The following is an 18,594-nucleotide window of genomic DNA, read 5'->3' on the forward strand; positions in this document are numbered from 1 at the left end:
CGGTTCAGCCCATTTCAGCCCGTCCGGCGTTTGAGGACGAGGCCTTTCGGGCCGATGGGGGGTCTGGGGGCGCAGCCCCCAGGGCCGCGCACCCCCACACACCTCAGGTCGTACGACGACGCCGAGCCCCCGGCCGCCGCTCACTCGGCCGAGTAACCGCATCCCCGGCCTCCAGCGCAGCAGCCCGCCGCCGCAACCCGAAGTCGGCAAGAGCCTCCGCCAACTTGTGCACAGACGGCTCCGGAGCCATCACGTCCACCCGCAGCCCATGCTCCTCGGCGGTCTTGGCGGTGGCCGGCCCAATACACGCGATCACCGTCACGTTGTGCGGCTTGCCCGCAATACCCACCAGGTTCCGCACCGTGGACGACGAAGTGAAGAGCACCGCATCGAAGCCGCCCCCCTTGATCGCCTCCCGCGTGTCGGCCGGCGGCGGCGAGGCCCTCACGGTCCGATAGGCCGTGACGTCGTCGACCTCCCACCCGAGCTCGATCAGCCCGGCAACAAGGGTCTCCGTGGCAATATCGGCCCGCGGCAGGAACACCCGGTCGATCGGATCGAAAACAGGGTCATACGGCGGCCAGTCCTCAAGCAGCCCCGCAGCCGACTGCTCCCCACTCGGCACCAGATCCGGCTTCACACCAAACGCAACCAGCGCCTTGGCGGTCTGCTCCCCGACCGCGGCGACCTTGATCCCCGCGAAAGCCCGGGCATCGAGCCCGTACTCCTCGAACTTCTCCCGAACCGCCTTCACGGCATTGACCGAGGTGAACGCGATCCACTCGTACCGCCCGGTGACGAGCCCCTTCACGGCCCGCTCCATCTGCTGGGGCGTCCGCGGCGGCTCGACGGCGATGGTCGGCACCTCGTGCGGTACGGCCCCGTAGGACCGCAGTTGGTCGGAGAGCGACGCCGCCTGCTCCTTCGTACGCGGCACGAGCACCTTCCACCCGAACAGGGGCTTGGACTCGAACCACGACAGCTGGTCGCGCTGGGCGGCGGCAGAACGCTCACCGACCACGGCTATCACCGGCCGCCCGCCCTCGGGCGAGGGCAGCACCTTGGCCTGCTTCAGCGTCTGGGCGATGGTCCCCAGGGTCGCCGTCCAGGTCCGCTGCCGCGTGGTCGTACCGGCCACCGTCACGGTGATCGGCGTGTCCGGCTTGCGGCCGGCCGACACCAGCTCACCGGCGGCTGCACCCACGGAGTCCAGCGTCGTCGACACGACCACGGTCCCGTCGGAGACGCCCACCTCCGTCCAGCACCGGTCCGAGGCGGTACGGGCGTCCACGAACCGCACGTCCGCGCCCTCGGCGTCGCGCAGCGGAACACCGGCGTACGCGGGCACGCCGACGGCTGCGGCGACACCGGGCACGACCTCGAAGGGCACGCCCGCGGCGACGCAGGCGAGCATCTCCTCGGCGGCGTACGCATCGAGTCCGGGGTCCCCGGACACCGCACGGACGACCCGCCTGCCGCTGCGTGCGGCCTCCATGACAAGATGTGCGGCATCCCGTACCGCGGGGACCCCAGCGGTTGTTGACGAGCTGTCAACAACCGCGAGCTGAGGTGTGCCCGTGCCCGGAAGCGGGTCCGACGAAGGACCCCCGTCCGTGTGCACCTCGGCGACGCCTTGTCTGGCGTGCTGACGTACCACGTCGAGCACGTCGTGCTCGGCGACGAGGACGTCCGCGTTCGCCAGCGCCTCCACGGCGCGCAGAGTCAGCAGTCCCGGATCCCCGGGTCCGGCACCGAGGAAGGTGACGTGCCCGTGTTCAAGGCCGGCGGGAAGGGTGGTGGGGCTCAATGTGCTCGCTCCCCCATCAGACCGGCCGCGCCCTGGGCAAGCATCTCGGCAGCGAGTTCACGGCCGAGCGCCATTGCTTGGTCGTACGTCTCGGGCACGGGACCGGTGGTGGACAGCTGCACCGTACGAGAGCCGTCGGTGGTACCGACGACTCCCCGCAGGCGCATTTCGTTGACAATCTGCCCGTCGGCCAGAAGGTCGGCCAGCGCGCCCACAGGGGCGCTGCAGCCGGCCTCCAGGGCGGCGAGCAGTGACCGCTCGGCGGTCACGGCGGCCCGGGTGAACGGGTCGTCGAGCTCTCCGAGCGCAGCGATCAGGTCCGCGTTGTCCGCGGCACACTCGATCGCCAGTGCCCCCTGGCCGGGGGCGGGCAGAACGGTGTCGACCGACAGGAAGTCGGTCACTTCGTCGATACGGCCGATCCGGTTGAGGCCGGCGGCGGCGAGGACGACGGCGTCCAGCTCACCGTCCCGCACATACCCGATCCGGGTATCCACATTCCCTCGTATCGGGACCGTCTCGATGTCCAGCCCGTGGCTGCGCGCGTACGCGTTCAGCTGCGCCATGCGGCGCGGCGAACCCGTACCGATGCGCGCCCCGCGCGGCAGGTCGGTGAACTTCAGCGCGTCCCGGGCGACGATCGCGTCACGCGGGTCCTCGCGCAGCGGGACGGCGGCGAGCGCCAGTTCCTCGGGCTGCGCGGTGGGCAGGTCCTTGAGCGAATGAACCGCGAAGTCGACCTCACCCCGCAGCAGCGCGTCGCGCAGCGCCGTGACGAACACGCCCGTGCCGCCGATCTGCGCCAGGTGCTCACGCGACGTGTCGCCGTACGTGGTGATCTCGACGAGCTCCACGGGCCGTCCGGTCACCTGGCTCACGGCGTCCGCCACTTGCCCGGACTGGGCCATGGCGAGTCTGCTTCGCCTCGTCCCCAGTCTCCATGCCTTGCTACTCATGCCGGCCCTCGGTTCTTGCTGTTCTCAGATTCATCGTCGGCGCCCTCGGCCCGGGAGACGGCGGCCACCGCTTCCTGGTCGAGGTCGAACAGGGTCCTCAGGGCATCCGCATACCCCGCACCACCCGGTTCGGCCGCGAGCTGCTTGACCCGTACGGTCGGCGCATGCAGCAGCTTGTCGACGACACGCTTGACGGTCTGCGTGATCTCGCTGCGGTGCTTGTCGTCGAGCGCGGGCAGCCGCCCCTCGAGCCGCGCGATCTCGGTCGCGACGACATCGGCGGCCATCGTCCGCAGGGCGACCACGGTGGGCGTGATGTGCGCGGCCCGCAGCGCCGCCCCGAAGGCAGCGACCTCGTCGGCCACGATCCGCCGCACCTGGTCGACGTCGGCCGCCATCGGAGCATCTGCGGAAGCCTCGGCCAGCGACTCGATGTCGACGAGCCGCACTCCGGCCAGCCGGTGCACGGCGGCGTCGATGTCGCGGGGCATCGCCAGGTCGAGGAGGAACAGGACGGGCGCGGGGCGCGGAGCCTCGACGACCGGCTCGGGCTTACGGCGCTCGGGAATCCGCCCGACCGTGGCGACGGTGGCGGCGAGCGCGGTGATCAGCGCGGCGTCCGCCTCGGGCGCGCGGCGCGCGGCCTCACGGCGGTCGACGGTGCCGTTGTCCACCCAGGCGGCGTGCTGCTCCAGCGTCGCCGCATCCATCCCGGCGACGGCGGCCTCCCCGGCCACGGAGAAGCCCTGCTGCACGGCGGACAGGTCGAGCGGACAGCCCTCCTCGGTGCCCACAGAGGTGGGCGGCAGCGGACGCGCGCCCGTCTGCACAGCCGCAGCAGCGTTTTCCTCTACGGCGACGGGTGCACCCGTGCGGCCCTCGACCGCGGCGGCGACCGCCTCCGCCGACAGAACGAGCCCCGTCGCCCCGGTACAGGACACCACGACATCTGCACGTGTCAGCTCGACCGGCACCGAATCCATCGGTACCGCGCGGGCCGCCACGTCCGTGCCGTCGCCCTCGGTCAATATCTCCGCGAGCCGCTCCGCACGGTCGGCGGTGCGGTTGGCGATCACGATCTCGGCGACCCCGGCCCGCGCGAGCGTGGCTGCGGCCAGCGAGGACATCGACCCGGCCCCAATGACCAGCGCCTTCTTCCCGAGGGCCCAGTCCTGCACATCCGCGCCGACGGCCAGCTGCTCAAGGCCGAAGGTAACCAGGGACTGCCCCGCCCGGTCGATCCCGGTCTCGGAGTGGGCGCGCTTGCCGACCCGCAGCGCCTGTTGGAACAGGTCGTTCAGCAGCCGCCCGGCGCTGTGCAGGTCCTGCGCCTTGGCGAGCGAGTCCTTGATCTGCCCAAGAATCTGCCCTTCACCGACCACCATCGAATCGAGCCCACAGGCCACGGAGAACAGATGGTGAACGGCCCGGTCCTCGTAATGGACGTACAGATAGGGCGTGAGCTCGTCCAGCCCCACCCCGCTGTGCTGGGCGAGCAGCGTGGACAGCTCGGCGACACCGGCGTGGAACTTGTCGACGTCGGCGTACAGCTCGATGCGGTTGCAGGTGGCGAGGACCGCGGCCTCGGTGGCGGGCTCCGCGGCGACCGTGTCCTGCAGCAGCTTGATCTGGGCGTCCGCGTTCAGCGCGGCCCGCTCCAGGACGCTGACCGGGGCGCTGCGGTGACTCAGCCCGACGACGAGGAGACTCATGCCGGCATCACGGCGGGTACGTCCCCGTCGGGCCCCTGCTCGGCGGACTCCTTGCGGGCGGCGGCGACCGGCCCGGAGCCGTCGGGCCCCGCGGCCTCGGCCTCTTCGCCGGCCTTGCGCTGCTCGTGGAAGGCAAGAATCTGCAGCTCGATCGAGAGATCCACCTTGCGTACGTCGACGCCTTCCGGGACGGACAGCACGGTCGGCGCGAAGTTCAGAATGGAGGTGACCCCGGCGGCCACGAGCCGGTCACAGACCTGCTGGGCGGCACCGGCGGGAGTGGCGATGACGCCGATGCTCACCCCGTTGTCCTCGATGATCTTTTCCAGGTCGTCGGTGTGCTGCACGGGAATTCCCGCAACCGGCTTCCCCGCCATCGCCGGATCGGCGTCTATGAGGGCCGCGACCCGGAACCCACGCGAGGCGAACCCGCCGTAATTGGCCAGAGCGGCGCCGAGGTTACCGATACCGACGATCACAACCGGCCAGTCCTGGGTCAGCCCCAGCTCACGTGAGATCTGATAGACGAGATACTCGACGTCGTACCCGACACCACGGGTCCCATAGGACCCCAAATAGGAAAAGTCCTTGCGCAGCTTGGCGGAGTTGACCCCCGCGGCGGCCGCCAGTTCCTCGGACGAGACCGTGGGTACCGAGCGCTCCGACAGTGCGGTCAGGGCGCGCAGGTACAGCGGAAGCCTGGCGACGGTGGCCTCGGGAATCCCTCGGCTACGGGTCGCCGGTCGGTGAGTTCGGCCAGTTGCCACGGTGCTCCTGCGGGTAGAGCGGGGCTGTAGGCGGTCACACGTACCCAGACCGCCCCGTCGACAGCAGGCTATGTCTTTGTGAACGCGTGCACAAAGATGGTGTCCGTTTTGCCCGGCCAACGTGACCGGGGTCACGCGCCCCCGGCGCACTGATGCAGAACCGGCGCACAAGCACCACCGCTCCCTACCTGCTGGGGGCAAAACCGCACACTCTCCTCGGTCAGTCGTCCACTCAGTCGGTCGCTCAGCCAGTCAGCGCCTTGCGCAACCGCTGTTCGTCCACGCGCCAGAAAGTGTGCTGCCGGCCGTCGACGAGAACAACGGGAATCTGCTCCCAATACTGGTCATGAAGCTGCTGATCCAGAGAGATGTCCTTCGCCTCCCACGCCACCCCCACCTCCCCGCACACCTTCTCCACCACAACCTGTGCGTCATCACACAGATGGCACCCGGGCTTACGAATGAGAGTGACGCTCCGGTCCTGAACGTCCTGGGGCTTACGTCGGAAGAGGGGACTCATGTCAGCCATTCTCGCGCGACCGCACGGCGGCGGCACACTCGCGGAAACACCAATGAACCGGCGGATCAGATCAGTTCTTTAACGACACGGTCGCGGAGAGTTCACAGCGTTCAAACCTCTCGCGTCTGGAGGCACCGAACAAACTGGCTATGCTCACGGGCATGGCCGCTCTCGGATGGCTCACTCCCCGTAGGCGCTCCGCCACGGCGCGGAGCGTGTTGGCAGGCGAGGCCTCGGCGGAGGCAGCGCGCAAGTCCTCGCAGGAAGTTCAGGACGTCCAAGACGTCCCGGACACCCAGGACACAGAACCGCAGTTCCCGGTGCTGGGCGACGACAAGGCAGCAGCCTTCTTCGACCTCGACAACACCGTGATGCAGGGCGCTGCCCTCTTCCACTTCGGCCGAGGCCTCTACAAGCGCAAGTTCTTCGAGACCCGCGACCTCGCCAAGTTCGCCTGGCAGCAGGCGTGGTTCCGGCTGGCCGGCGTCGAGGACCCGGAACACATGCAGGAGGCCCGCGACTCGGCCCTCTCCATCGTGAAGGGCCACCGCGTCGCGGAACTCCAGTCCATCGGCGAGGAGATCTACGACGAGTACATGGCCGAGCGCATCTGGCCGGGCACCCGCGCACTCGCCCAGGCACACCTGGACGCGGGCCAGAAGGTATGGCTGGTCACAGCGGCCCCGGTCGAGATCGCCACGGTGATCGCCCGCCGCCTCGGCCTCACCGGCGCCCTGGGCACAGTGGCCGAATCAGTCGACGGCGTCTACACCGGCAAGCTGGTGGGCGAACCCCTCCACGGCCCCGCAAAGGCAGAAGCAGTACGGGCCCTGGCCGCCGCGGAGGGCCTGGACCTGACCCGCTGCGCCGCCTACAGCGACTCCCACAACGACATCCCGATGCTCTCCCTCGTCGGCCACCCCTACGCCATCAACCCCGACACCAAGCTCCGCAAACACGCCCGCAACCTGGACTGGCGCCTGCGCGACTACCGCACCGGCCGCAAGGCAGCCAAGGTGGGCATCCCCGCGGCAGCGGGCGTAGGCGCAGTAGCAGGCGGCACAGCAGCAGCAATCGCCCTCCACAAACGCCGCCGCTGACTCCAACACCTCCGGGCCCCCACAGCTGCGCCGCAAGCCAATCCGCGAGCGAACACGGGTGAGTTGCGAGCAGCCACAGAAACTGCACCGCCTTCCAGCCGCCGGTCAGTGCACTTCAGCCCGTCCGGCGTTCGAGGACGAGGCCGTTGTCTTTCAGCCCGTCCGGCGTTCGAGGACGAGGCCGTTGTCTTTCAGCCCGTCCGGCGTTTGAGGACGAGGCCGTTCAGGCCGACTGGGGGTCCAGGGGGCGGAGCCCCCTGGCGGGGTCGAAGGGGCAGCGCCCCTGGTGACGGGACGGGTAGGGGCGGCGGGGGCGAGAAAACATCAACACCCGCACCACCCCTGATCACACCGCGACCGCCCTCGCCCCAAACACGCCAATCGCCAGGACATACCCCCACACCCCCCTGTCCAGTCCCATTGGCTGCACACGGCCACAACACGCCCCGTTCCCACTCGAAACCAAACCCATTTCGATCAACAACCAGTCACATCACGGCACTTGATCGGCCCTCAATCGGTTACAGAAGCGACGTAATCGATGATTTGAGCAACTGGGTGTAGCAGCGCCTGCACGAAGCGTTATTCTCCTCAGACGCAAACCGGTACCCCTCCGTCGCTACGACGGGTGAAAGGTCCCGCACTGCACGTGATGGAAGCTCTGCCTCTGGGAGTCCCGTGTACCCACACGTCGGGGTTGACGCCTCGGGCCTGGCTACGCTGCGCGCAACGGTCCACAACCTGTTGCGCGGCTTCGTCCCCACCGCGTACGCCGTCCCCGCCCTAGCCGTAGCCAGCACCCCCGTCGGCCCGTGCTACGCGCTCGCCGACGGCAGCACCGCCGCCGTCGGCAGACGCAGCCGCGCCGCCGGTGCCACCACCACCCGCCGCCCGGCCGCGGACAGCGACAGCGCCCGGATGATGGACCTCGTCGAGCGCGCCCAGGCCGGCGAGGCCGACGCCTTCGGGCGGCTCTACGACCAGTACAGCGACACCGTGTACCGCTACATCTATTACCGCGTCGGCGGCAAAGCCACCGCCGAGGACCTCACCAGCGAGACGTTCCTGCGCGCCCTGCGCCGCATCGGCACCTTCACCTGGCAGGGCCGCGACTTCGGCGCCTGGCTGGTCACCATCGCCCGCAACCTCGTGGCCGACCACTTCAAGTCGAGCCGCTTCCGCCTCGAGGTGACGACCGGCGAGATGCTCGACGCCAACGAGGTCGAGCGCTCCCCCGAGGACTCCGTCCTGGAGTCCCTCTCCAACGCCGCCCTGCTCGACGCCGTACGACGGCTCAACCCCCAGCAGCAGGAGTGCGTCACGCTCCGCTTCCTCCAGGGCCTCTCCGTCGCCGAGACCGCCCGGGTGATGGGCAAGAACGAGGGCGCCATCAAGACCCTCCAGTACCGAGCCGTACGCACCCTGGCTCGCCTCCTCCCGGACGACGCCCGCTGACAGAACGCACGGAACCCACGGAACCCACGGATCCCACCTGGCACATCCCGGGCCGGACAGAACACACCCGGTGCACGCTCGGTGATGTCCAACTAGCTGTCAGTGAAAGTCCGTTGACTTCCCGATCCGATCATCCGTCGTCCGTAACCCAAGTGCCGAGACGCTCGTTGTGCGGGATGCAGGCTCCCTGTGGTCACTCCCTGGCCGTCTCCGATCACTCGATCGTGTGGATGTGGTCAGAGCGTGCAACCCTCAGGACCCCCTGGGGAGTCGACCGTCTTCACGAGAGGAGGTGCCGCCAGTGATCGCGAACGTATCGGCACACCGGCGGGCGAACGCCTTCGCCCAGGCTCTGGAGGAGCAGCCGGACCAGGGCACGGCGGCCGAGCAGTCCGAAGGACCGGCCCCGGCCCCGGCTGCTGCGGAACAGACCGAGCAGGGCCGCCTGTTGGCCCTCGCGGACGGTCTCGGCGAGCTGCCCAGACCGGCGCTGGACCCCGAGGTCAAGGTCGTCCAGCGGGCACAGCTGGTGGCCGCGTTCGAGGCCATGGTTCAGGAGGGCGCCGGCGGCGAGGCGGCGGACGCCGCGGTACCCGGGCAGCGCTCCCGCGGCGCACACCGGGCGAGTCCACTGGGCAAACTGCGACCGCGGTCACGGCTGACCAAGGGCCTTGCCGCGGGCGGGCTCAGCGTCGGCGTCGCGGCGGGCGCCTTCGGCGGAGTCGCCGCCGCCAGCTCGGACGCCCTGCCCGGTGACTCGCTCTACGGACTCAAACGCGGCATCGAGGACTTCAAGCTCAACTACCTGTCCGACGGGGACGACGAGCGCGGAGTGGCCTACCTCGACCAGGCCTCCACCCGGCTGGCCGAGGCCCGCCGTCTGATGGAGCGCGGCCGTGGCGGCGGCCACCTCGATCACGAGTCCGTCGGCGAGATCCGCCGCACTTTGTCGGGCATGACGCGCGACGCGTCCGAGGGCCACCGGCTGCTGCACGAGGCGTATGAGCGCGACCCCGGGTCCCTCGGCCCCATCCAGGCCCTGTCCGCCTTCTCACGCTCGCACCGCGAGGTCTGGGGGGCCCTCCGCCAGAGGCTCCCGGTCCAACTCGGGGACGTCAGCAACCAGGTGTCGTCGGTGTTCGCCGCCATAGACGAAGAGGTCGCCCCGCTGCAGCCCCTGCTGCCCCCGGCCCACGGCGGCGGCCACGGCAAGCGACACGGCTCGGGTACGGCGCCCAAGGGCACATCCGGCTCCGGCCGGGGATCGACAGCGTCCGGCACCGGCAGCGGCTCCTCCAGCGGCAGTCACTCCAGCAGCCCCAGCCAGTCGGCCGGCTCCACCGGCGAGGGCCTGCTCGGAGGCAGCACCGGCGGCCTGCTCGACCCGCCCAAGGACAGCGGCAGCGCCTCCCCGTCCACCGGCAAGACCCCGACCACCGAACCGGACGTGACAATCCCGCCCCTCCTCCCGGGCCTGCTCCCCGGCCTGGGCATCGAAAGCGGGGAATCAAACCAATAGCCCGTACGACGACGGGGGCGCCCTTCTGCCGAGGGGCGCCCCCGTCGTCGTACGAAAAAGGCCGGGCAGAGCCCTGCGCCGGTTCAGAAGAACACAGACCGCCGCTGCACCAGCAACTTGTACAGCGTGTGCTGGATCTGTTCTCTCACCTGATCCGTCAGGTTGAACATCAGCATCGGGTCCTCGGCGGCTTCCGGCGGATAGCCGTCCGTCTGGATCGGCTCGCCGAACTGGATCGTCCACTTCGTCGGCAGCGGGACCGCACCGAGCGGGCCGAGCCACGGGAACGTCGGCGTCAGCGGGAAGTACGGGAAACCCAGCAGACGCGCCAGCGTCTTCGCGTTGCCGATCATCGGATAGATCTCCTCGGCTCCGACGATCGAGCAGGGGATGATCGGCGTGCCGTGCCGCAGCGCCGTGGAGACGAAGCCGCCGCGGCCGAAGCGCTGGAGCTTGTAGCGCTCACTGAAGGGTTTGCCGATGCCCTTGAAACCCTCCGGCATGACCCCGACCAGCTCGCCCTGGCCCAGGAGACGTTCCGCGTCCTCCGCGCAGGCCAGGGTGTGACCGAGCTTGCGGGCCAGTTCGTTGACCACGGGCAGCATGAAGACGAGGTCCGCCGCGAGCAGGCGCAGATGGCGGCCCGCGGGGTGGTTGTCGTGGACGGCGACCTGCATCATCAGGCCGTCCAGCGGAAGCGTCCCGGAGTGGTTGGCGACGATCAGCGCGCCGCCCTGGGACGGGATGTTCTCGATGCCCTTCACCTCGACCCGGAAGTACTTCTCGTACACCGGGCGCAGCAGGGACATCAGGACCTGGTCGGTCAACTCCTCGTCGTAACCGAAGTCGTCGACCTCGTAGTCGCCGGTGAGGCGGCGGCGCAGGAAGCCCAGACCGCTCGCGACACGCCGCTCCAGGCCGCCGCCGTCCTGCGGCCGCCGGGGCGGCTGTTCCTCATGTGTCACAGGAACATCATCCTGCGCGCGCGCCCTGCTGGGCAGGGGCTGGACCTCGCCGACCAGCGCGGGTTCCGCGGTCTTGCGTCGGCTCCCCGCGCCCCGACGCCGCGGCGGCCGCTGTACGGCGCTCCCGCGGGACCGGTCGTCGTCGAACGGAATGACCTTGGCATCCGCCATCGTTGATGCGCTCCTCAGTTGGCGCTCTGCGTCGGGGGGTGGCCGCTGCCCAGGACGGGCAGCGCGGCGATCCGGTCGACGGCTCCCGCAAGGGCCTCCGGCGGCAGGAGCCCGGGTCCATGACTGCGCGCGAAGTCCGCGAACGTCTCCGCCGTCGTGTACTTCGGCTTGAATCCGAGCGTCTCACGCATCTGGTCCGTCGCCACGACCCGGCCGTGGGTCAACAGCCGGATCTGTTCGGGCGAGAAGTCCGTCATGCCCAGCGTCCGCACCAGGGAGCCCGCCCAGGTGACCGCCGGCAGCAGCAGCGGCACCGTGGGGCGGCCCAGCCGCCTGGAGCACTGGGAGAGCAGCAGGACGCCGTCGCCGGCGATGTTGAAGGTGCCGCTGTTGAGCGTGCCCCGCTCCGGATCGTGCGAGGCGATCCGCAGCACCTCGATCACATCGTCCTCGTGCACGAACTGCAGCCGCGGATCGTAGCCGAACACGGTCGGCAGGACAGGCAGCGCGAAGTAGGAGGCGAGCGGCGTGTCCGCGGTCGGCCCCAGGATGTTCGCGAACCGCAGCACACATACGGCCACATCGGGCCGCCGTCGCGCGAAGCCCCGTACATACCCCTCGACCTCGACCGTGTCCTTGGCGAAGCCGCCGCTGGGCAGGGACTTGGGCGGGGTCGTCTCGGTGAACACCGCGGGATCGCGGGGCGCGGACCCGTACACGTTCGTACTGGACTTCACGACGAGCCGCTTCACGGTGGGCGACTTCTGGCAGGCACCGAGCAGCTGCATGGTGCCGATGACGTTGGTCTCCTTGATCGCGGTCCGGCTGCCGCTGCCGAGCCCGGTGGCGCTCACATCCATGTGTACGACCGTGTCGGCGCCCGTCTCGGCGAGCACGCGCGCGATGGTGGGCTGCCGGATGTCGGCCTGGATGAAGTCAGCACCCCCCAGGTGGTGCTCGGGAGGGACCGCGTCCACGGCGACGACCCGGTCCACCTGTGGGTCACGCTGGATCCGTCGCACGAACCGGCCCCCCAACCTGCGGGCCACTCCGGTCACGAGCACGACCTTGCCCAAGATCTGCGCCTTCCTTTCAGACCGTCCGGTACTCGTAGCGTGCCGCGTTCCCCGTGTGCGGCCAACTTAGCGGGTCGATGTTGCGCTGTGATGACCACCCAATGCACGAAGTGACGACATCCACAGACGTACGAACAGACCAAGCCATGTGAAACACGTGCGTACGCACCGGCCTTGTGCGAGGTCCCGTGCGCTTCTGGGAGCTTCTGTGAACTCCAAACGCGTGTGGCCCCCCACCGGTTGCGGTGGGGGGCCACAGAACACGCTCCTGGAGCGTCGCTTACTTCTTGTTGCGACGCTGAACGCGCGTGCGCTTGAGCAGCTTGCGGTGCTTCTTCTTGGCCATCCGCTTGCGCCGCTTCTTGATAACAGAGCCCACGACTACCCTCGCTCACTTCTCATCACTCGGTGCTGGGCGCCATGGGCCCATACGACCTACAAGGGGCCAGCCTACCCGCCCGAGCGCTGAGGTCGTAATCGAGGGTGCCGGGGGAGATCCCGAAGTGCCCTGAGGATCCCCCCGGGATCGCCGTCAGGCGGTTTCCACCCCCACGTAGCTCTCGCGGAGGTACTCGTGAACCGCGTTCTCGGGGACGCGGAAGGACCGCCCCACCCTGATCGCGGGCAGATGACCGCTGTGCACCAGCCGGTACACGGTCATCTTCGACACTCGCATCACCGAGGCGACCTCCGCCACGGTTAGGAACTGAACCTCGCTCAGAGGCCTCTGCTCAGCAGCCATGACACACCTGAACCTTCCGCACTCGACGGCCACCGGCTTCCCCTTCCGGTGACGCTTCGTCGCTGCGTGCTCACTCCCCAATGTAGGGGCGGGTGATGCGAGTGGGGAAGAGGTGCACCCATCGGCGGCCTACTGTGACAGACACGCTCGATTGAGTACGTAGCGGGTAAGCGGCCGGTAGTAATCAGACCGCACAGCGTCATCAAGTGGAACGACGACGGACACCGACCCCTCGGCCTCCCCCACGAAGAGCGCGGGGTCGTCCGTATCGGCAAGACCAATGGCCTCGAACCCCAGCTGACCTGCCCCGCAGACCCAGCCGTGGTCCCCGACGACCAGCTCGGGAAGCGGCCCGCCGGCCTCGGCCGCCGCGGCCAGCGCGGTACGAACCGGGAGCGGTGAATGCGTGTGTGCGCCGGTCGCACAACCGGGGCGAGGCGCGCCGGGTTCCCGCACCAGCGCGACTCCTTGTACGTAGTCAAGGTTGTACGTGCGTAGACCGAACCGGGTCGTTATGTCGACACAGTGACCATGCGCGGGTGTGAGGACGGTACATCCCGCCGCCGACAGCGCGTCCGCGATCGCGGCGTAGAACCCGAGCAGCCGGTGGGGGTGACCGGTACCCAGGAGCACGGGCACCCTGCGCTGGGCGGCAGCGGCGAGGCGCTCGGCGAAGGCATCGAGGGCGCTCAAAGTCCGCTCAGGATCGATCACATCATGGCCGGAGACATGCTGAGGATCGGCCGAAACCCCGCACTTGTCCGCCATCAACTCGATCAAATCCCGCTGCCGCCATGTCCATTCGGGATCGAGCCCGATCAGCACGCGGGGGTCGCGGGCGGCGAACAGCCGATAGCTGCGCAGGCTCTCCTCCCGGGAGGTGGCCACGGGCCCGGCGAGACGGGCGGCCAGGAGATGGGCCCGCAGGGCTCCGGTGCTCAACACGATTCGATGGTGACGGACGGGGACGGGGAGGGGCATGCGAACGGGCAAACACCGCACAGTTGGCGTAACGGCACCCGTGACACTGGTGACAGAACAGCGACAAAACAGCCCACAACCGTCGCGGGGGCTCCCGGGTCTCACCATGCATGGACGGCAACGACCAACCGTCCCAAGCACGTTGACCGACATCAGTCGACCGACCCAACAGGGGGAACACCATGAACAAGCTGTCCCGTCGCGCCACGACCGCCGCCGCACTCACCGTGCTGGCCCTCGGCGGCACGGTCGCCGCCACCGCTCCGGCCTCGGCGGCCACCACCAGGGCGGCAGCCGCGTCCTACAACGGCGCCTGCGGCACCGGCTACAAGGTCATCGACTCCACCCCGGTCGGCAACTCCGGCAAGGTGTTCCTGACCTGGAACGAGTCGACCGGCAAGAACTGCGCCGTGACCATCCGCAACACCACGGGGGCGAAGATCTACATGTCCGTCGAACTCAACGCCCTCGTCGGCCACGAGACCACCCCGGTCCGCGACGCAGGCGAGTACAAGTCCTACGCCGGCCCCGTCTACGTCGAAGCCCGCGGCCACTGCATCGAGTGGTACGGCGTCATCGGCAACGCCTCGGGCGGCGACTCGGGCCACTGCGGCTGACACAGCCAAGGGGGTGCCGCTGCAGCCCGCTCAACTGCGGGCAGTCGTGCAGCGCAGGCAAGGCAGGGGGTGCCGCTGCAGCCGCCATAGCTGCGGGCAGTCGTGCCGCTGGGGCGGCACGGGTGGGCGCAGCGGCACCCCGCACGCGCGGGCAAGCGCCCCCCCTGCCCAGCCCCAACCGAGGGTCCCCCTACGCCAGCAACCCCCGCAACGGAAACACGGCCCGCCGAGTAGCCAGCACCGCCTGATCAAGCCGATCCGCAGGGTCATACCCCGCATCCCACTCGGCCCAGGACACCGGCCACCGCCCATCAGTCATCCGCGCCGGCGCCAACTGCCGCGTCCGCGCAAACACTTCCTGCCGCCACCCCTCCGGAATCACGGCCTCCGGCGCAATCTCCCGCCCCGCCGCGATCCCCACAAGATGCGTCCACGACCGCGGCACAACCTCGACGACCGCGTATCCACCCCCACCCAGCGCAACCCACTTCCCGCCAGCGTACTCATGCGCAAGCTCATGGCAGGCGACCTGCACGGCTCGCTGGGCATCCAGCGACACAGCCAGATGCGCGAGCGGATCCTCGAAGTGCGTATCGGCCCCGTGCTGCGTCACCAGCACCTGCGGCCGGAAATCGGCAATCAGTTCCGGTACGACGGCATGGAAGGCCCGCAGCCACCCGGCATCCCCGGTCCCGGCGGGCAGCGCCACATTGACGGCCGACCCCTCAGCGGAGTCGGCCCCCGTCTCCTCCGGCCACCCGGTCTGCGGAAACAACGTCCGCGGATGCTCGTGCAACGAGATCGTCAACACCCGCGGGTCCTCCCAGAAGGCCGCCTGCACCCCGTCCCCGTGATGCACGTCCACATCGACATACGCGACCCGCTCGGCGCCCAGCTCCAGCAGCCGCGCGATGGCCAGCGAGGCGTCGTTGTAGATGCAGAACCCGGACGCACCCCCCGGCATCGCATGATGCAGCCCGCCCGCGAAGTTCACCGCGTGCAGCGCGTCCCCGCTCCACACCGCCTCAGCCGCCCCCACCGACAGCCCGGCGATCAGCGCCGACACCTCGTGCATCCCCGCGAAGGCGGGATCGTCCATCGTCCCCAGGCCGTACGCCCCGTCCGCCGCCTCCGGATCCGCCGAAGCGGCCTTCACCGCGTCGACGTAGTCCTCCCGGTGGACGAGCCGCAGGGTCGACTCCCCTGCGGGCTTCGCCGCCACCACCTCGACGTCCTTGTCGAGCCCGAAAGCATCGACAAGATGCCTGGTCAGGGCGAGCCGGACCGGATCCATCGGATGGTCCGGACCGAAGTCATAGCCCGTTACTGCCTCGTCCCACATCAGCTGTGCGCGGCCGCTCATGCCCGCCACCGTATCGGTCCGATTGAGGAGCGAACGACCGGGCGTAGACCAGGGTCACCAGCACCAACACCATCGGAACGAGCATCGCCCAGCGATAACTCCACGCGTCCCCCAGCGCCCCCACCAACGGCGAGCCGATCAGAAAGCCGACGTAGTTGAACACATTGAGCCGCGCGACGGCGGCATCTGAGGCATGCGGGAACAGCCGCCCGGCCGCCGCGAAGGTCTGCGGGACCAGCACGCACAGCCCCAGCCCCAGCAGCGTGAACCCGAGCATCCCCACCCACGCCCCCGGCGCGACGGCCACCACCGCAAACCCCAGCGCCGCCACCACCGCCCCCAGCCGTACGACCGCCACGGCCCCGAACCGCCGCACCCCGGAGTCCCCCAACGAACGCCCCAGCAGCGTGGTCACCATGTACACGTTGTACGGCACCGTCGACAACTGCTCCGAGCTCCCGAGCACGTCCTTCAGGTACTTGGCGCTCCAGTTGGAGACGGTCGAGTCCCCGATGTACGCGAAGGTCATGACAAGACACAACGGCAGCAACAACTTGAAGACGACAGACTGCCCCTGAGCCTGTCCCTCCCTCTCGTCCGGTACGTCGACGGAGGCGCCCCCTCCGACGTACCACCGACTCCCCACCAGCGTGGCCGGCAACAGCACCGCGACGACCGGCAGATACGACACCCACAGCGCCAGCTGCCAGTGCGCCCCCACCCAGGCCAGCGAGGCCCCCACGATCCCGCCCAGGCTGAACGCGGCATGGAAACTGAGCATGATGCTGCGGCCGTACGACCGCTGCAGGCTCACCCCGAGCATGTTCATCGAGGCGTCGAGCCCGCCCACTGCGAGCCCGAACGCGCCCAGCGCGATCCCCAGTTCGGCCAGGTGCTCCCCGGACCCGACACCGAGGAGCGCCAGCAGCACCACGGGCTGCAGGCACCGCAGCAGCAGACCGGGCCGTATTCGCTTCACCAGCTGCTCGGTCGTCACGCTCCCGACGCCGGCCAGGATCGGCACGGCGGCCAGGAAGACGGGAAGCAGCGCATCGGAGACGCCGTACCGGTTCTGGATGGCCGGAATGCGGGTCACCAGAAGGGCAAAGGTGGCGCCCTGAGCGAAGAAGCTGAACGCCAAAGAGGCCCTACCGCGCCGCAGCACATCTGTCATGGCGGCGAGCGTAGGGCCCCGGGCTACCTGTGGGTAGATCAAGCCAAAGATGAATTTTCCTCAGCTTTACCTTCGGCTGCTTCAGGCGGCGACAGCCACCTCGGCCTTCACCGTCTCCTCGGCCGCCTCGGCCTCCGCGGCCAGCATCCGCTCCATGGGCCCGGCGGCGAACGCCCCGCCGACCACGATCCCGATCGCCACCGCACCGATCAGAACGACCGACCCGAGCCACACCATGGTGTCCACGGGCACGGTGTACGCCCCCACGATTCGCGCGACGCACTCCCCGAGCAGCACAACTCCCCACACCACCGAGAAGACCCGCTCCTTGCGCCGGAAGTCCGCCGACCCGGCCGCGGTCCCGCCCATCAGCCGCTCCCAGGCCGCTTCCCTGGCCACGTCCTTGACCAGGAAGGGCTTGAGCCCCGCAGTCATCATCGGCCGTCCCAGCACGACCGACACCAGAATCCCGATCCCGACGGTGCTGCTGACCCCGCTGTCCTTGGCGAGCATCAGCCGCGGATCACCGGAGACAAAGCTGAGCGCCAGCGAAACGACGTTCACGACAAGGATGAGAGCAGCAAGTCCGTTGGTCTTCCGCTCCTTGACCGCGCACCACCCGGTCCGCACGGCCGGCACCACGCTGCTCCAGGCGAGCGCCGCGAAGGTGCTCATCCCGAAGCCGTCCTTGAACAGGTAGTACGAACCGAGGGGCACCGCCACATCCACGAACAGGGGGGCGAAGTTGCTCTTGGTGCTCGTCTTCGTGCTCGTCATCGTCGTCATGCCCTCAGCTTGCCGTCCGGCACCCGAGCGCCAGTAGAAACGATCGTCCGGAGCTCGACATGACAAATGTCAGACCAGCAGGTCGGCCAACTCCCCCATGTCCGAGAACAGTTGAGTAGCCCCTACGAGCCTCTCAGCAGGCGTCATGGCGGTGAACCCCAGGACGTCCATCCCGGCCGCAACGGCCGCCTCCACCCCCAGCGGACTGTCCTCGACCACCACACACCGCGTCGACACGACCCCCATCCGCTCGGCCGCGTAAAGGAACAGATCCGGCGCCGGCTTCCCCCGCCCGACATCCTGCGAACTGAAGATCCGCCCGTCGTCGAACCACCGGTCCAGCCCGGTCTTCCGATGCCCCACCCGAATCCGCTCATGGCTCCCGGAGGAAGCGACACAGTACGGCACCCCGTCAGCGGCCAGCTTCTCCACGACACCGACGGCCCCGGCAACCGGCTCCAACTCCCGCTCGAACGCGGCGAACACCCGCGCATGGAAGACGTCGTCGAAGTCGTCCGGAAGCCTCTGCCCGGTTCGCTCCTCGATCAGGTCATGGATCCGGTGCATGGCAGACCCCATGTAGTCGCGAAGAGAAGCCTCATAGGAGGTCGGGTGCCCGAGCTCGCTGAGATAAGCGGCCAGGAGCCGGTTGGAGATCGGCTCGCTGTCGACGAGGACACCGTCATTGTCGAAGATCACGAGGTCATAGCGCATAACCACGAGCCTAAACGCAGAAAACCCCCGTGCCGAATGGCACGGGGGTTTTCTCAATGATTGTTCGGCGGCGTCCTACTCTCCCACAGGGTCCCCCCTGCAGTACCATCGGCGCTGTAAGGCTTAGCTTCCGGGTTCGGAATGTAACCGGGCGTTTCCCTCACGCTAT

Annotated in this window: 18 protein-coding genes and 1 rRNA gene; 4 read left to right on the forward strand and 15 right to left on the reverse strand. The window is 69.0% G+C overall.

Annotation, left to right across the window (positions count from 1 at the left end):
- Positions 1 to 103: 103 nt before the first annotated feature.
- The 5 genes from P2Q00_RS47830 to P2Q00_RS47850 form a co-directional block, all read right to left on the reverse strand.
- Positions 104 to 1,807: a bifunctional uroporphyrinogen-III C-methyltransferase/uroporphyrinogen-III synthase gene (locus tag P2Q00_RS47830; protein WP_275781223.1), complete on the reverse strand. Its 1,704-nt coding sequence runs from the start codon at positions 1,805 to 1,807 to the stop codon at positions 104 to 106.
- Positions 1,804 to 2,763 (reverse strand): hydroxymethylbilane synthase, encoded by a 960-nt coding sequence (gene hemC, locus P2Q00_RS47835; protein ID WP_275781224.1) that lies wholly within the window; start codon positions 2,761 to 2,763, stop codon positions 1,804 to 1,806. The genes P2Q00_RS47830 and hemC overlap by 4 nt, the downstream gene beginning before the upstream one ends.
- Positions 2,760 to 4,475 (reverse strand): glutamyl-tRNA reductase, encoded by a 1,716-nt coding sequence (locus P2Q00_RS47840; RefSeq protein WP_275781225.1) that lies wholly within the window; start codon positions 4,473 to 4,475, stop codon positions 2,760 to 2,762. Before P2Q00_RS47840 ends, hemC begins: the two co-directional genes overlap by 4 nt.
- Positions 4,472 to 5,242: a redox-sensing transcriptional repressor Rex gene (locus P2Q00_RS47845; protein WP_275781226.1), complete on the reverse strand. Its 771-nt coding sequence runs from the start codon at positions 5,240 to 5,242 to the stop codon at positions 4,472 to 4,474. The genes P2Q00_RS47840 and P2Q00_RS47845 overlap by 4 nt, the downstream gene beginning before the upstream one ends.
- Positions 5,243 to 5,486: 244 nt before the next feature.
- Positions 5,487 to 5,771, reverse strand: a complete 285-nt coding sequence (locus P2Q00_RS47850) for a glutaredoxin family protein (RefSeq protein WP_275781227.1) — start codon at positions 5,769 to 5,771, stop codon at positions 5,487 to 5,489.
- Positions 5,772 to 5,923: 152 nt separating this feature from the next.
- Here P2Q00_RS47850 and P2Q00_RS47855 point away from each other — a divergent pair, with 152 nt between their 5' ends.
- The 3 genes from P2Q00_RS47855 to P2Q00_RS47865 all read left to right on the forward strand — a co-directional run bounded on the left by P2Q00_RS47855 (position 5,924) and on the right by P2Q00_RS47865 (position 9,836).
- Positions 5,924 to 6,862: an HAD family hydrolase gene (locus P2Q00_RS47855; protein WP_275781228.1), complete on the forward strand. Its 939-nt coding sequence runs from the start codon at positions 5,924 to 5,926 to the stop codon at positions 6,860 to 6,862.
- Between the two features lie 678 nt (positions 6,863 to 7,540).
- The gene (locus P2Q00_RS47860; protein ID WP_275781229.1) at positions 7,541 to 8,317 is read left to right on the forward strand and encodes an ECF subfamily RNA polymerase sigma factor, BldN family; all 777 of its coding nucleotides are present in this window, start codon (positions 7,541 to 7,543) and stop codon (positions 8,315 to 8,317) included.
- A 301-nt stretch (positions 8,318 to 8,618) separates the two neighbouring features.
- Positions 8,619 to 9,836, forward strand: a complete 1,218-nt coding sequence (locus P2Q00_RS47865; RefSeq protein WP_275781230.1) for a DUF5667 domain-containing protein — start codon at positions 8,619 to 8,621, stop codon at positions 9,834 to 9,836.
- Positions 9,837 to 9,919: 83 nt separating this feature from the next.
- Here P2Q00_RS47865 and P2Q00_RS47870 read toward each other — a convergent pair whose 3' ends face one another.
- From P2Q00_RS47870 to P2Q00_RS47890, 5 genes are all read right to left on the reverse strand, one after another.
- Positions 9,920 to 10,972, reverse strand: coding sequence for a lysophospholipid acyltransferase family protein (locus P2Q00_RS47870; protein WP_275781231.1), 1,053 nt, complete (start codon positions 10,970 to 10,972; stop codon positions 9,920 to 9,922).
- A gap of 14 nt (positions 10,973 to 10,986) precedes the next feature.
- Positions 10,987 to 12,048, reverse strand: a complete 1,062-nt coding sequence (locus P2Q00_RS47875) for an NAD-dependent epimerase/dehydratase family protein (RefSeq protein WP_275781232.1) — start codon at positions 12,046 to 12,048, stop codon at positions 10,987 to 10,989.
- A gap of 280 nt (positions 12,049 to 12,328) precedes the next feature.
- Positions 12,329 to 12,427, reverse strand: a complete 99-nt coding sequence (locus tag P2Q00_RS47880; protein ID WP_003948845.1) for a 30S ribosomal protein bS22 — start codon at positions 12,425 to 12,427, stop codon at positions 12,329 to 12,331.
- Between the two features lie 153 nt (positions 12,428 to 12,580).
- Complete coding sequence (locus P2Q00_RS47885; RefSeq protein ID WP_016437488.1) at positions 12,581 to 12,790, reverse strand: helix-turn-helix domain-containing protein; 210 nt, start codon at positions 12,788 to 12,790, stop codon at positions 12,581 to 12,583.
- Positions 12,791 to 12,919: 129 nt separating this feature from the next.
- Positions 12,920 to 13,735 (reverse strand): phosphatase, encoded by an 816-nt coding sequence (locus tag P2Q00_RS47890; RefSeq protein WP_275781233.1) that lies wholly within the window; start codon positions 13,733 to 13,735, stop codon positions 12,920 to 12,922.
- A gap of 218 nt (positions 13,736 to 13,953) precedes the next feature.
- Between P2Q00_RS47890 and P2Q00_RS47895 the strand changes: the two genes are divergently transcribed.
- Positions 13,954 to 14,388: a spore-associated protein A gene (locus tag P2Q00_RS47895; protein WP_275781235.1), complete on the forward strand. Its 435-nt coding sequence runs from the start codon at positions 13,954 to 13,956 to the stop codon at positions 14,386 to 14,388.
- A 190-nt stretch (positions 14,389 to 14,578) separates the two neighbouring features.
- Here P2Q00_RS47895 and P2Q00_RS47900 read toward each other — a convergent pair whose 3' ends face one another.
- The 5 genes from P2Q00_RS47900 to rrf all read right to left on the reverse strand — a co-directional run.
- The gene (locus P2Q00_RS47900; RefSeq protein ID WP_275781237.1) at positions 14,579 to 15,751 is read right to left on the reverse strand and encodes an acetoin utilization protein AcuC; all 1,173 of its coding nucleotides are present in this window, start codon (positions 15,749 to 15,751) and stop codon (positions 14,579 to 14,581) included.
- Positions 15,702 to 16,925, reverse strand: a complete 1,224-nt coding sequence (locus P2Q00_RS47905) for an MFS transporter (protein ID WP_275781239.1) — start codon at positions 16,923 to 16,925, stop codon at positions 15,702 to 15,704. Before P2Q00_RS47905 ends, P2Q00_RS47900 begins: the two co-directional genes overlap by 50 nt.
- 81 nt (positions 16,926 to 17,006) lie before the next feature.
- Positions 17,007 to 17,711 carry a VC0807 family protein gene (locus P2Q00_RS47910; protein ID WP_275781240.1) on the reverse strand — a complete coding sequence of 235 codons (705 nt, stop codon included), beginning with the start codon at positions 17,709 to 17,711 and terminating at the stop codon, positions 17,007 to 17,009.
- Between the two features lie 69 nt (positions 17,712 to 17,780).
- Positions 17,781 to 18,425: an HAD family hydrolase gene (locus P2Q00_RS47915; protein WP_275781242.1), complete on the reverse strand. Its 645-nt coding sequence runs from the start codon at positions 18,423 to 18,425 to the stop codon at positions 17,781 to 17,783.
- A 62-nt stretch (positions 18,426 to 18,487) separates the two neighbouring features.
- Positions 18,488 to 18,594: ribosomal RNA gene (gene rrf / locus P2Q00_RS47920) — 5S ribosomal RNA — on the reverse strand; the annotation flags it as partial.

Origin of the sequence: Streptomyces coacervatus, from assembly GCF_029223485.1 — a bacterium.
GTDB classification, from domain to species: domain Bacteria; phylum Actinomycetota; class Actinomycetes; order Streptomycetales; family Streptomycetaceae; genus Streptomyces; species Streptomyces coacervatus.